Consider the following 13,976-nt stretch of genomic DNA (forward strand, 5'->3'; position numbering starts at 1 on the left):
ATATCAGCAGACGACCTTCTCGTAGACAGTCTGACACACTCGGCTTCCACTGCCGATTCCGAGATTCACCGTCTGCTTTTGGACTGCAACACACTTGAGCAGGAGATTCTCACCCGAATGGTAAAGGAACTGAAAGCGATTTTATACGGATTGGGAGTATGATTTTGTAACCCGTTGACCACATAACACAAAAACCCGCATAAGCCACAACTGCACTTCGGAGCATGCCGGGGTGCTGTCTGTGGTTCATGCGGGATGAGGCAAAAAAAGAAGCCCACCAGCGTACTATGTAGGATTTACACGGTACGCCAGTGGGCAAATCTTTATTTTAACAGATCTGATAAACTATATTCACCTTTAGGAATATTTGCGGTTCTACGGTACTCTTTTATTGCATTAACTAATGTCAGTGGATTACTAAAATAATCTTTTACAAAATCATACGATTTCACATTATGCATACGAAGATCTGATTTACAGAATTCACTCGGTTTCTTTCCTGAACGCTTAAATCGCTCATAAGCTCCTTCGCTATGAATAATCAGCATCTCTATCTCCGGAGCAGTAATAACATTGATCACATCAACCTTCTTCTCATAGGCTTTGCTAAGCCTAAACTCTTCTCTCCGAGAGTCAAGAATCCTTATAACAGAAATCTGATCTTTAAATCCTTTACGTAAGAAGCGTTCCTCAAATGTCTTAGCACTCCTGCAGCGAATAACATTTTCTTCAAGCATATCTTCTCTTGTAAAAATCAAAAGATTATTATCCACTAGAACATCAATAATTGCAGCTTCTGCTGATCCTTCACATACACACGCTATATATGGTGCTAACTTCATCCTACCGCCCCCTTATTTAATTGAAGCGGCCAGATTTTTCTTCAAACGCATATATGCTTCATACGCTGGAGTTGTTCCTTCCAGAAATCCGCTTTGATATGCATCGCTCTTCTTAATGTCATTGCGCTTTAGAATATAGCTCAAGTTTTCCACTGTAATGCCATTTCGATTTCTTACGATACAAATTCCATCATTTCGGTCATATTCATCCAGCAGTTCCGGATAATGCGTTGTAAAAATCAGCGTTCCGCCTCTCTTGTTAAGTCGGCTATCCATGAAGAAACGCATCAGAGTCGTTACAATTTCTTTATTAAAATGATTTTCAATTTCATCTACCAGAAGGTATCCTCCAGATTGAAGAACCTCTTTCACCATCGAAAATGTAATAATGCCCTTAATTGTACCAGAAGACAAATACTGCTCAAGATCTACCGCATTATTCAAGATAATCTCATCTTCATCTCTAAATTTCAGATGAATAAATGTTTTTCCTTCCGCCTGCTCAAAACATAGCTTCTCGATAGTCGGGTCAAGAAAAGTAATTACTTCCAGCGGAATATCTTCTGTAAAAGGCAAAACATTCACATTCGTATATGAAAGAAGGCTAAACACCTCAACGGTGTCATTTACCTTTTTATTATGAGCGATAATAAAGCTGACATCATCTGAAAGGTAAGCTTCATTACTATTACGTGTGTCAACAGGCTCTATTCCATCGAAATCCGTCAAATATTTTTTCGACTTAACGCCTGCAACCGGCTTTTCCCATAGTCTTTCAGACAAGATTGAATACACATACTCGCCTGTCTTTGCCTTTTTCGCTGTAATCACGGTTTCAAGACAGCAGATATATTTGCGCTTATCATAAAAGTATGTGCGAATCGCAGCTTTCTCTGACCCTCCAAGAATGGTTTTTGCCTCCACATGATTGATTGGCTCATTCTTTATAATGTTCAGTGCTAAATTTATGACTTTCAGCACAGAGGTTTTGCCAGAAGCATTGATTCCAATAAACGCACATGCAGAATGAAGGTAATAGTTGTCAATCAGATTATACAGATTATTCCTGTCATCTTCACTCACACGCTGCTGAGTGTAAAAGCAAATATCCATGTCTTCCTTAAACAACGGAAGCCCTTGTGCTGTAATACGAAGTATTTTCATGTACCACTCTCCCTTTCAAAAACGGATTTCGCGTTTTTATTTTCCATCAAGTTCATTATACCCTATTTCCTAGAAATTATCAACGCATTTCTCGTTTTTATTTTCTGTATTTCAAACTCCGATACGCATCCAGCACGAACTCCAAAAACTGGGGACTCATCTGCTCCAACATGCTCTTTCCATCCACATTCCCCAACATGGTCACACCCGCTTTTGACAGGTCATCTTCTCTCTTCCCCAACTCCATGATGCTGTCTGCCACGGCCGCATCGATGAACGCCGCGAACTTTGCTCCGTCAACATTACTTTGTACCGGCATCGGTGCACTTGGCGAATAAAAATGAAATAGAGGAATTGCTCAGAATACAGGCAGAAGATAATAACTGACCAGCGCCCCACTGTGTATCACACACAGCGAGGGCTTTTTTGAACTCCAGGAGTTCATTTTATTTCCATTACAAACTATATACTTCCATCATAAGCCGTATCCCGACTTTCAGACCTTCCTCAAAAGCAGTCTTCTCCCATGCACAGCACACTGTTCCCTGCCGGTCCATAATCTTCTCCCAGAGGGGAATCTTATCTCCGACATAGTCATCTACGAGCCTATTCATACCTTCCAAGCCACGCAGCCACTCTTCCAGTTCCTTTTCCTTGACCTTTGCGGTTTTCCCGGAAACTGTGTTTTTCTCTACTGGATTATTCTCCGTGTAATGTTCGTAGATCAAGCAGATTCTCCACTGGCGGATAATACTCTGGTTCCGTTTTCCTCAAATACTCCTCCAGCATTTTCTTCAATTTTTCTATAATGCTACCGTCCTTCCCAACTAAGATTCACATCCTCAGTTATGGCACATATTACCGTAGACTTTTGCACATAGCAACCTAATTTTTGCGGTCTTTCAGATGACCCATCTTCTCCTTCGCATCACCCGGCACATCGATCAGTCCGAACCGATAGAACATCCCGTAGATGTAAGTCACGCCCCGGATATCGCCCAGAGCTTTGGGTCTCTCTACTACTTCATCTTTTATATTTCCAAGTGCCAGAAGCACCGAACTCCACGCCAGACTTTTACTCTTCTCCCGCCTGTCAATCCACAGCTCCTTCGTGTACTCGCCATTCCTGCCTTTTTTTATTTCGTAAGAGAATGGCAACCCGGCGTAGGTTTTGAATTTCACACCAGCATAAGCCACAACCACACCCCAGAAGTTTTCCTCTGTCGGATCAGCCCTCCACCGCTTCATCGCTCTGTATCTCCGCTGCCGCTCTGCTCCGACACTGATTTTCTCTTTTTCTGTACTTGGGAAGTACACACCTTTTTTATATGGCAGGTACGAGGTGACGGAGGCTTTGGAGAGATCAAGGGCTACTGCGGTTGAAAGTATGGAGTTTTTGTAGTCTTGTGTTTCTCGGTACTCTTCAAAAGTGTCCTGCACCTTCTCTGTCACATCCGATTCATACACACCAGCCGTGATGAGGAGCTTCCGGACTTTGATTGGATTTAATCCCAGTTCTTCACCAATAGCCTGCAAGGACATCTCAGAATCATAAAGCGCCACAGCCGCATCCATCTGCTCCTTGAGATTCTTTTCTGCACTGTACTCTGGCTTCAGCTTCTTCCGGCCACCGCCGGGCTTTCTTGTTTTCTTCATTTTACTCATGCAACTCCAGCGGTAATCCATCCGGGTCATGGAAGAAAGTCATCTTCTTGCCGGTATAATCATCCATACGGATCGGCTCACATTCGATTCCTACCTCCGCCAGTTCCTTCACCGTCTGCTCCACGCTATCAACGCAAAATGCAAGATGACGCAGCCCACATGCTTCCGGACGGTTCACACGCTTCGGAGGATTTTCCTCAGCGAAAATCTCCAGTTCCGTGTGTTCATTAACACGAAGATCCAGCTTCCAGTCCCTGCGCTCCGGGCGATAGTTTTCCCTGATGACAGAGAAGCCCAGCTTGTTCACATAAAAATCCTTAGCTACTTCGTAGTCAGATACTATGATTGCAATGTGGTGTATTTTTGATAAATTCATTTTGTGTCACGCTCCATTTCTTCTATCTCATTTTATTTTCGTTACAAACTATATAGCTATCTTCAAAATGTACCGTGTGAACTCCTGAAGTTCAGTTTATCCACACGGCATTTTTCTTGGGTTCTTATTTCAACTTTTCCAGAATCTCATCTGCGCTCATCCCGCTGGCTAATAATCTCTTAACCACACTCTCGGCTTCAGCCTTCTTAGCTTCTTCAGCAGCCTTAGCATCTGCCTTTGCCTTCTTCGCTTCCAGCGTTGCCGCTTCTTTTTCGGCCTTCTTCAGAGCAGTCTTCTTCTCTTTCAGGTCAGCTTTCAAAGTGTCAATGTTTGCAGTGATGGATGCGATCTCAGCAGTCAGGGAAGTAATAGATTCTTGCTTCTCTGCGATCTGGGATGCGTAATCTTTGGTGGTATTGGTTTTGGGACGGTTTTTGCTGCCTTTCGTTCTGGGCATGGTGATAACCTCTTTCCTTTTATAGTTGTTTAAGTATAGCACTGTGTTGGGGTGAGGTAAGACCAATGGTTTACTCTTAAATAATTTCGTCATCTATATCAGGATTAAAGTTGTTCAAAAAGAAGTCTCTTCCTATCTTCAAGTTATTTACCTCTTGGCTCATAAACTCACAACAAAAATCATAAAACGGCTTGCTCGTACCAACATTTTGTAACTTTTCAAACTTCAAAGCAACGTTATAATATGTAGTTAACGCTCCATCTGGTGTTTTATCTGCTGCAAATAAAAAAGCAAACTGACAACCAGCACTTTCCTGTAACTTACAAATAATCGGAACAATTTTATACCAAAAAAGCGTCTGTCCTATAGGGTAACGGAACCCTTCTTTTTTCCAGTTGTCTTTCATCACTTCAACAACATTATCATCCGTACAAAAATGAGTTATCTCGACTCCTGAATATGTTTTTCCTACTCTTAAAATAGGCCTTTTCCCTTCTCGGATTCTATCATTTTCAAGCATCTTTAAAGCATTTTGATATGTTGTTTTCTGACTATTTGCACGTTCAACAACAGCTGTTATTACTTGATCAACTGTCATGTTTCCTTGCTGACGAATACATTCAAGTTCCGCAAATAATTTTTTTCGCTTTTCCTCATCAGCATCGGGGTTCGACAGCATCTCTAATATATTTTTCGCCTGTTCAATCTGTATTTCAAGTTTTTGTTCATCAAAAGGTTCAAATAATGCCCCACATTTCAATGCAAAAAATAAACAGGGTTGACCATTTTCATTTTTAATCAAGTAAAATGCAGTCTCGCCACTTGCATCCTCTCGTGGTCCATTTTTATTTAGATAATCGACTAATCCAGAACCTCTTTCGCTATAGAAATTTTTTATTAAGGAAAGATTACTTGAATTACTATGTAACCTCTCACAAGCGAACTTCTCTAAAATTTCAATTTGTCTGTCTGTAATTTTCATCCGATATTGTCTCCTTTAAGAAAGCCCCAACTGTTCAAGTAGCTCTCTTCTCGCTCTAACTCTATCGGCATCAATGCGAATATCCTCCACATTAATGGGTTTATCACTATTTATATTCTCAGGGATTCCTTCACGTGATTTTTTCCAGGAGTACTCTCCATGTGTCAGACGACTTAGACTCCATGAATCTTTCTCCGCATACTGTTCAAAAACAGTATCAACGATCGGTTCCATTTCATCAATATCAGAACTAGATGTAACTGGTACAAACGAACTATTTTTATATGATTCACGGATTTCCTTCAAAATTGGTCCGTATTTCCACCCACGAAAAGTAGCATCAAACAAGGGATTCCCTGTCTGAATAATCGATTCTCGTTGTGCAAAGTACAGCAACTTATGGAGTTTCATTTCGTCAATTGTTGTACCAAACTCAGATTTATACTTTTCATAAATGTAGCTTGCAGCAGTATTAACGCTTACCATACTTTGTCTCCTTTCATTTTTCTAATTGCAGTATATGACAATTCAAATTAATTATCCAGAATTTAAATAAAAAGTTCAATTGACATTATACATACCCAAATGTTTCTGGACAACCTCTTTCCTTCTATAATTAACAAAATAAAAATTAAAGTCCGTTTTTCTTTCCTTCTTTAATAAGCGTGGCTACAGGAGTTAGGTCCGTAAATGCACCACCAATGATATTTCCACACACTGGACACTCTATATCTTCGTGTTCCCGGTTTCCTTCCCATATAGATTTATCATCATATTCTGAAATAGAGCCACATCTATCACAAGTCACTCGATGAATCATCGTCAGACCTCCTTTACTTTCTTATCTTTCTCACATCTCAGCCGATCACCGAATCCCTGATTCTTAGATCGTTGCCTGCTGCTCACCACGGAGAGATGTGTGATTATTTATCGAGCAGCGTAGGGAGCTACCGCTCCCAGTATATCACAAGTCTGCAAATAAATCAGCCTTGTAGACGCCTTTTTCTAACATTTTCTTGAAGCTACCCTTTACCGCTGCCACATCTTCATGGTAGGTCATACCGTACCATGTGTCGTTGGTTTTCAGAACCTTTACATTCATCTTGCCTTCACTCAGTAATTCACCGATGAAGATTGGAATCAGATACTCGGCTTTCTGAGGATTGCTCGGTACTTCTTTCTCGAAAAACTCTTTGAAACCATTTTCAAGCACATCCAAGAAATCCGGTGTCAATCCCCACATATTCATTGAAACCAAAGAATCAACATCAATCACTTTTCTGTCTGCCTCTGCGCCATTCACAGTTTTTACGATGTTCTTAGTTTCTACAACCTCAGCCAAATTATTTTCCGCATCCATTTTACAGATGCCACGAGTCACACCGCCGTTGTCGGACAGTGTGTTCTTCAGAACAAAGCCCGCCATGCAAGACTTTCCGCCGTTTACCAGATAGTCATGGACGGCCTTGAAGCCTTCTTTGCCATAGTAATCATCTGCATTGATCACAATGAACGGCGTATTGATCATGCTCTTTGCTGCAAGCACGGCCTGACCGGTTCCCCACGGCTTTGTCCGACCTTCCGGCAGAATTCCCGGAATATCGTTGATATTCTGGAAAGCATAGTCCACGGTCACATTATGAGCGTTGCAAATAGCTTCAATCCGGTCGCCGATGACCTCTTTGAATTCTTTTTCGATATCCTTACGGATAATAAATACCACATGATTGCAGCCCGCTTCAATTGCATCATGGATTGAATAGTCCATGATGATATGATTGGAAGTATCCACCGGCTCCAACTGTTTGATTTCTGTTCCAAATCGGCTGCCGATTCCGGCTGCCATAATAAGTAATGTTGTGTTCATAATCTCTCCTTACTGTGCTCGTGCTGCTTTTATCGGACACACCTTGCACGCCATATAAACCATCCCAACAGCGTACCCATTGTGTTTGTCACCACATCATCCAATTGCAAATATCCCGTTTGAGTAATATGCTGTACTATCTCAATGCTACAAGAGCAAATAAACCCGGTCAGCATACATAACCAACCATTTTTATATTTTCTGAACAATATCGGTAGCAAGACGCCAAACGGAATAAACATAATAATGTTTTCAACAAACATAGCGTGCATATGAAAGGTATGCCCCCACGTTTCAAATAAAACCAAGCTGATAGCCTTTCTACTCCCAGGTTCCCTGCATAAGAAAGCTATGCGAAAAATAACGAGAATGTACGCTAAGAAAAAGGTAAATGGAATTCTATGTTTTATTGTACTCTTCTTTCCACATAACCAGCTAACAGCAAATACAATGCATCCACTGAAGAAGATGGCTGGAATCAAGTATGACACGGGTTGTCTGAAATCTTGAATTATTGATTTTATGTACCACTTGATTACCAATCACCTCTTTCTATTAACTCATCTTTTCTTACCAATCATCCACGGTGTAATTCGCACGACAACCTCATAAGCCACACTACAAATAATCATCGTGACGGCTACTACAATCATCGCAAGCAGAATGTTCTCTCTCACAGCATCTGTTCCCATGTGCAACGGTATTGATACAATCTTCACCACAATCCGATATACGGGGCCGTGGATGCAGAGAACAATCAGAGAGATTCGACCAAAGTATTGCAAGATTTTGTTTTCATTGATGAACTGAGAGATCAGAATCATAGCAGTAACACCAATAAGTGCTGTCACAAACCACATAAGCCCTACGGTTAAGTTGTAGAGAGATAAGAAGAAATTTACGGTAAGCAAAACTATCGCAGCCATTCCTGTTCTTATCTTTCTGTCCGCAGTTCTTGTTTCTCTCCCCGCCAAGAACACACCCACAGCATAAAATCCTATGTACTTGAACACGCGGTTAATGCCCCACGGGAGTTCAGGCATCGGAAGAACAACATAGATTAGACTCATCAGAACAACTGCAATATAAGCAAATTTTCTGCCGCCCAGATTGACCAGTATATTGAAAAGAGCTACCGTTACAAAGAAACACGGCAGGAACCACAAATGAACATTGAAGTCCAAATTATCATAGCAACCAGAGAATAGACCGAACAGGGAGTCCGTGAAACCCATATCTGAATCTCGGAATCTTCTCTCTATCACTTGCCAATATAAAAGTACCAGCAAACCGAACGAGAAATACGGAACAACTATGGTCTGGATTCTCCTCTTTATGTCTGTTAAAACTGATTTTTCTTTATACACCCAACCTGCTGCCAAAAAGAAAAGTGGCATGTGGAATGAGTATAGCCAATTAAAGACTGTGCGATTGGAATAGACATGTCCTATTACAACAAGGATAATACCTATTCCTTTTAATACATCAAGCCATGATAAACGCTCTGCTCTGCTCTGCTCTGCTCTGCTCTGCTCTGCTCTGCTCTCAAAATTTTATTCCTCTTTCACTTTATGTCAACAGTTAATATTTCACATTACAAATTTCGCAGTCCATTTTTCTCAGTAGTCACTTCTTTAAAAATTTACGTACAATTTCTTTAATAATTTGAATATTTTGAGTAATATTATAAACAATGGCAAAAAGAAAACAAATCGCTATTGTTAGCATATTAGACTGATTCAAACAAACTGCAGCTACAAGAAAACAACTCATTCCAATTACAATTTCTCTTTTATTATATTTGATTTCAATAACCTTATTAAGATCAACTCCTCTATAAACCGCAATCACCAAAAAAGATACCGCAGTTGAAATGGATGCAGCATACAGCCCAATTTTCCCAATAAGAAAAATATTAATTAATGCATTGATTGCAGCACCGGCAACCGATGAATATCCTACCTGTTTTGTTCTTTTTAATGCAATATAGATTCCACTGTAAAAATTAACAAGACTATTAAAGAATATTCCAAAGTACAATATTGGCACCTGAAAAAAAGCAGTTCCATAATCGCCCTTAACCAGCACTTTAAAAATAATAGGGGTCACTGCTATCAAAGCTAACATAACTCCAATCAAAAACTTAAATAAACCAGAAAAGAGTTTTGTGTAATATTCAGCGGGATCTCCATCATCAGAAACTTTTGAAGCGGTTTCTGTCCACGCCAAATTAAAAATACCGTATGCAGTACTATATAACGAAGGAATTTTATTGGCAACAGCATAGATTCCATTTGCCGCCACGCCCATAAAGTTAATGATAATCAAACGATCTGACAGGTTTACAACCCATAATGCAATAGAACTAGGAACAATAGGCATTGAAAAATTAAGCAGTTCCTTAAGCGCCTTTCTGGAAAACTCGTCCAGTTTAAAATAGGCAAGCATACCAGATACGAATACCATATAGAGATCTGAACTCAAGTAGCCTATTGTTAGAGATATAATCACCCCTTGAAGACCCAAATGAAATCCCATCAGCATAACGGCTGTTGCAGCAAGATTGACCGCTGAATAAACCACAACACTTACAGAATATTTAGCATTATATCCTAAACCACGAACGATTTGCCCCAAAAGTGAATAAAGAGCTTCGCTTAAAAAAAGCAAACAAATTAAAACTGCCGATAATGAATCGATTTTGAATAGTCTCAAAATCAAATACACAATCGGATAACATACTACAGACGATATGCCAATATAAACCAGCGACCCTGTCACATAAAGCGTTTTATTTTCAGCGCTCTTCGATGCAAGCAAGTAACGAAATACTGCTTGCTGTATTTGCATGGTTACAACCGGAATCAATAAACTCGCAATGCTTAAAATCAGATCGTAATTTCCATATTCTTCTGTTGTTAAGTATGATGTTAACAGCGGCAACAACACAATTGCCAAAAATTTAGGAATTAGCTGTCCAATTCCAAGTATAACTGTATTTATAGCTAGTTCTTTATTTCTATCTACCATATTAACAAATGTTCCTTCTTATTTTAGAATAAACACATCCTCAACATTCTTTCGTAGTGACATCGCATAGGAAAATTCATTTTTATAATATCCAGTTGCAACAAACAAAATAATACGCTCGTTCTCCGGAATGTTTTTGCAAATTTCTTTGAATTTTTTATTTTTCTTATAGTATTCGCCATTTTGGAGAATACAACTTCCAATTCCATAATAATGTAATGCCTCAACAAGAGCCATTGAAAACAGTCCGGCTTCAACATATACTTGATTTCTCTCAAACGTGTCATAAAACGCAGAGACATCTGCCGTAACAACAAGATAATTTGGTACCTCTTGCTGAAAACCAGTATTTCCTGAAATCAGTTCTCCTAGAGCATCATTTGTTGCCTTATCCTTATACAAATAAACTTTACTAGCTTGCCGATTACATGCAGTTGGAGCTTTTTGCGCGATTTTAATAGCTTTTTCCACATCTTCAATGTTAAGGGATTTACTTTCAAACTGCCGCATTGAATGTCGACTATAAAAAAACTCTGGAAAAGGCTTGTCTATATTACTCATTAGATTTGCTCGTGTATCATACTTGATGCCTGCTGTAAGACCATCAATCCGATATGTATCATATGTTTTCAGTTTTTCCACCATAGCAGCATTTTCATAGCCAAGTCCTTTTTGCATGTCAACATAAGCATTCAAGACAATAATTGCATCTTGAAATGGCATACCATCGGAAGGATATCCCATTTTCAAGTATTGATCCATCATTTCAAAAAGCACTGCAATCTTTTGCTGTCCGAAGCCTTTACGTGGTTCTGACAGTGACATACCCTTTTCAATCATATGGGTCTGACGCAGCATTTTCGATTCCTGTGCTGCTCTTGTAACGACTTTAGGATTATTATAATTCCATCTCCTATAATTACAGTAATCACGCCAAAATTCATATATCATCGAAAATCTATCAATGATGAATTTAATTTTTTTCTTTAATTCAGGCATTTGTTACTCCTTTTTCTTGCAAGAAATCAACTACAATTTCCGTTGTTTTATACGCCTGTTGCTTCATATCCGAATGAATATTTTTCAGCCTATTTTTATAAGCATCATGATTTGCTTCCAGTTGCCCAAACTTTGCAAATAATGTTTTCTCTGACAACTCATTCAAATCAATACAGTACTCACTCAAACCTATAGATTGCATAAATCCCTTCATTTTTTGCTCATACGATACTGATACAAATGGGATTCCCATTTTTGCTGAAAAAATATTACTATGATATCTCATACCGACTACAGCGTATAACTTGCCAATAACATATTGCTGAAAGTAAGTATCTCGTTCTTCTGAAAAAGCATCAATCATAAATGTATCAGAGTCTAACATGTAATCATTCATGACCTTTGTATCATTCAAGTTACCATATAACTGTGGAATAAAAATAACGCCATATCCTTCTTTGACTTTTTGAGTTATAAATGCCTTGAATGCTGTTGGAATCTGTTCTATTATCTTTTCATTTTTATGTACTGGATGCCACTTTAAATCCGTTATTGTGATGCCTATACATTTTTCGTGGTTCTCAATAAAATTTTTGAGTTCTGGATAGTTATTGTATTTTCTTTCGTTTTTATCAATATCAATATCATGCTGTAATGCTGAGTCCAACGCCTGTTCAACCTCAACACCTGGCAAAAAGTCCTTAACATATTTTACCGAAATAGGATCTCGTAAAACAATTCTTTCCGCACCAGAAATCACTTCTTTTCTTAGTTTATTTCTAGATGTGCAATTAAAAGGTCCCATTGATGGAGCATAAAAAATATATGGGATCCCCATTCGACGGATTAAATTCAGACGCCATAAATACAATTTTTCCGCTTTAAAATATGTATCGCCAATGGATGGACCTCCTGGTGCATGTAAAACAACATCTGCTTCTTTTAATGCACGAATAAATTTTCTTGCTTCTTTTGTAAATGCAAACTTCCCTTTAAACAACAGAACAATGAAAAATTCCAATTGCGCCATTCTCGATTCAAGCTTCGGAAAGCGATCAATTTGGATGATATTTTCCGGCATACCAGGATATGATGTAAATCCATTATTAGAAATCGTAATTTTGGCCCCTGGATATTTTATAAGAAGTTCATCAACCATTGCTTTAACAGCAGCTTCATCACCTCTATTTGCGTTATGTGAATGAATAACAAGTATATTCACAATATTACCTCCTTCCAAAACACACTTTCAGCCTCATAACAAACCAAAAGCATATACGTAAAAATATCACTTCAATAAAAAGTCCGACTGATAATCTTGCAAAAAAGTAGTCAGTAAAAAATTGAAAAAAGACGGTATAAATAAAAGATGCATACAAAGTTAATGAAAATGCCTTTTTGTATGTAATATCTGAACAAAATTTCAAATCATAATATTTTATAGAGAAAACGAATGCAAGTATATAATTAAATAATATAACACCAAAGATACTATAGTCATGGTAATAATTTCTCAATGCAGAATAAGCATTTCCAATCATGATTCCTGAAGCCGCACGAAATTCATGATAAGCTCTACCTGTCAAATTAAAGCCAAATTTATTTAATGATGATATTAATCCGGCAAAAGTTTCATTTGGGGCATCATGAAGCATTGAACTATCTTTAAGATACAATTCAAAAAGTACTGGACCACCACCAAAATATCGCGTAACATATCCCATCAAATCGTTATCTTTTGAAAGACGCCCTACCAGTTCCTTAGAAAACCAGAACGCCGCAATAACTCCAGCTATTATCATTACGATGCGTACAATATATTTGACTGGTATGACTTTTCCCCATCCCTTTGTCCGTCGCCAAAAATAATAATATAAGAAAAAAGCTCCAATAATAAACGCGACAACAGGAAATCGTCCACCTTTCAAAATACACTGTGCTGAAAACAGAACACCTGGTATAAGATTTGCAAAATTTGCTATTCTTTCCGTCTTAGTTTTTTGAGCAAATATATTGTTAACGAAAACAAAAAGAAATGCATATGCAAATCCTTTAGTAATTTTGTTAATCTGCTGTACAAAAGAACTAAGCCCTGCACCTTCAAGATCAGCGTTCATCGAATTCGCTTTGAAGTTATAGGCTAGATTTCCCCAACTTGCAAAATTTAAATTTGCAATTCTTACAACTTCTCTATATGTCAACACAAGAATAACTGTGCATGACACCACTACTACAACGTATTTCCATTTATCTATATCAATGTACTCAATCTCTATCGGCATACTCTGTGATCGAGCAGTAGCGGTTCTTCGCTTCACAACATACTCTCCGACAAAGAAAGACAGCATTCCAAGAAGAAATACAGTCATTGTCAGAAATCCAATCGAAACCTTCCAATCTTTGATATTATACAGCGTTGATACAAAAGACAATAGATATCCTGCAACAAGCAAAAATGTGGGAGACATCACATCTTTACCGAGTGTATTATATGCGACTAAAAAAATCAGAAATGTTATAAGCACCATTAACATCAGCGCCATGTCCAATCACCTCCAAAAAGCTCTAAAATAAATCTGATTCAGCTAGTCACA

At 38.6% G+C, this 13,976-nt stretch carries 15 protein-coding genes and 1 pseudogene; all 16 read right to left on the reverse strand.

Annotation, left to right across the window (positions count from 1 at the left end; all coding sequences use genetic code 11):
- Positions 1-323 precede the first annotated feature (323 nt).
- Complete coding sequence (locus tag DWX68_RS02375; RefSeq protein WP_118472690.1) at positions 324-842, reverse strand: hypothetical protein; 519 nt, start codon at positions 840-842, stop codon at positions 324-326.
- A gap of 12 nt (positions 843-854) precedes the next feature.
- On the reverse strand, positions 855-2,006 hold the full coding sequence (locus DWX68_RS02380) for an AAA family ATPase (protein WP_118628506.1): 1,152 nt from the start codon (positions 2,004-2,006) through the stop codon (positions 855-857).
- A 97-nt stretch (positions 2,007-2,103) separates the two neighbouring features.
- Complete coding sequence (locus tag DWX68_RS02385; protein ID WP_118628507.1) at positions 2,104-2,325, reverse strand: hypothetical protein; 222 nt, start codon at positions 2,323-2,325, stop codon at positions 2,104-2,106.
- Between the two features lie 136 nt (positions 2,326-2,461).
- Positions 2,462-2,734: a hypothetical protein gene (locus DWX68_RS02390; RefSeq protein ID WP_118628508.1), complete on the reverse strand. Its 273-nt coding sequence runs from the start codon at positions 2,732-2,734 to the stop codon at positions 2,462-2,464.
- Between the two features lie 157 nt (positions 2,735-2,891).
- On the reverse strand, positions 2,892-3,662 hold the full coding sequence (locus DWX68_RS14825; RefSeq protein ID WP_243027494.1) for a hypothetical protein: 771 nt from the start codon (positions 3,660-3,662) through the stop codon (positions 2,892-2,894).
- Between the two features lies 1 nt (position 3,663).
- A complete protein-coding gene (locus tag DWX68_RS02400; RefSeq protein WP_118628509.1) occupies positions 3,664-4,047 on the reverse strand; it encodes a VOC family protein in 384 nt (127 codons plus the stop codon).
- 124 nt (positions 4,048-4,171) lie between these two features.
- Positions 4,172-4,504 (reverse strand): hypothetical protein, encoded by a 333-nt coding sequence (locus tag DWX68_RS02405; protein ID WP_118628510.1) that lies wholly within the window; start codon positions 4,502-4,504, stop codon positions 4,172-4,174.
- Positions 4,505-4,580: 76 nt separating this feature from the next.
- Complete coding sequence (locus DWX68_RS02410; protein ID WP_118628511.1) at positions 4,581-5,486, reverse strand: hypothetical protein; 906 nt, start codon at positions 5,484-5,486, stop codon at positions 4,581-4,583.
- Between the two features lie 15 nt (positions 5,487-5,501).
- Positions 5,502-5,972 (reverse strand): type II toxin-antitoxin system antitoxin SocA domain-containing protein, encoded by a 471-nt coding sequence (locus DWX68_RS02415; RefSeq protein ID WP_118628512.1) that lies wholly within the window; start codon positions 5,970-5,972, stop codon positions 5,502-5,504.
- A 145-nt stretch (positions 5,973-6,117) separates the two neighbouring features.
- Positions 6,118-6,306 carry a hypothetical protein gene (locus tag DWX68_RS02420; RefSeq protein ID WP_118628513.1) on the reverse strand — a complete coding sequence of 63 codons (189 nt, stop codon included), beginning with the start codon at positions 6,304-6,306 and terminating at the stop codon, positions 6,118-6,120.
- A 144-nt stretch (positions 6,307-6,450) separates the two neighbouring features.
- Positions 6,451-7,353, reverse strand: a complete 903-nt coding sequence (locus DWX68_RS02425) for a sugar phosphate nucleotidyltransferase (protein WP_118628514.1) — start codon at positions 7,351-7,353, stop codon at positions 6,451-6,453.
- Positions 7,354-7,913: 560 nt separating this feature from the next.
- Positions 7,914-8,837, reverse strand: a pseudogene (locus DWX68_RS02435) (acyltransferase family protein); the annotation flags it as partial.
- Positions 8,838-8,979: 142 nt separating this feature from the next.
- Positions 8,980-10,383 (reverse strand): oligosaccharide flippase family protein, encoded by a 1,404-nt coding sequence (locus DWX68_RS02440; RefSeq protein WP_118628517.1) that lies wholly within the window; start codon positions 10,381-10,383, stop codon positions 8,980-8,982.
- A gap of 18 nt (positions 10,384-10,401) precedes the next feature.
- Entirely contained in the window at positions 10,402-11,382 is a 981-nt protein-coding gene (locus DWX68_RS02445) for a nitroreductase family protein (protein WP_118628518.1), read from the reverse strand.
- Complete coding sequence (locus tag DWX68_RS02450) at positions 11,375-12,604, reverse strand: polysaccharide pyruvyl transferase family protein (RefSeq protein WP_118628519.1); 1,230 nt, start codon at positions 12,602-12,604, stop codon at positions 11,375-11,377. The genes DWX68_RS02445 and DWX68_RS02450 overlap by 8 nt, the downstream gene beginning before the upstream one ends.
- A 4-nt stretch (positions 12,605-12,608) precedes the next feature.
- Positions 12,609-13,925: an O-antigen polymerase gene (locus tag DWX68_RS02455; protein WP_118628520.1), complete on the reverse strand. Its 1,317-nt coding sequence runs from the start codon at positions 13,923-13,925 to the stop codon at positions 12,609-12,611.
- Positions 13,926-13,976 lie beyond the last annotated feature (51 nt).

The sequence above is a fragment of the Clostridium sp. AF20-7 genome (assembly GCF_003479275.1).
Taxonomy (GTDB): Bacteria; Bacillota; Clostridia; order Lachnospirales; family Lachnospiraceae; genus Otoolea; species Otoolea fessa.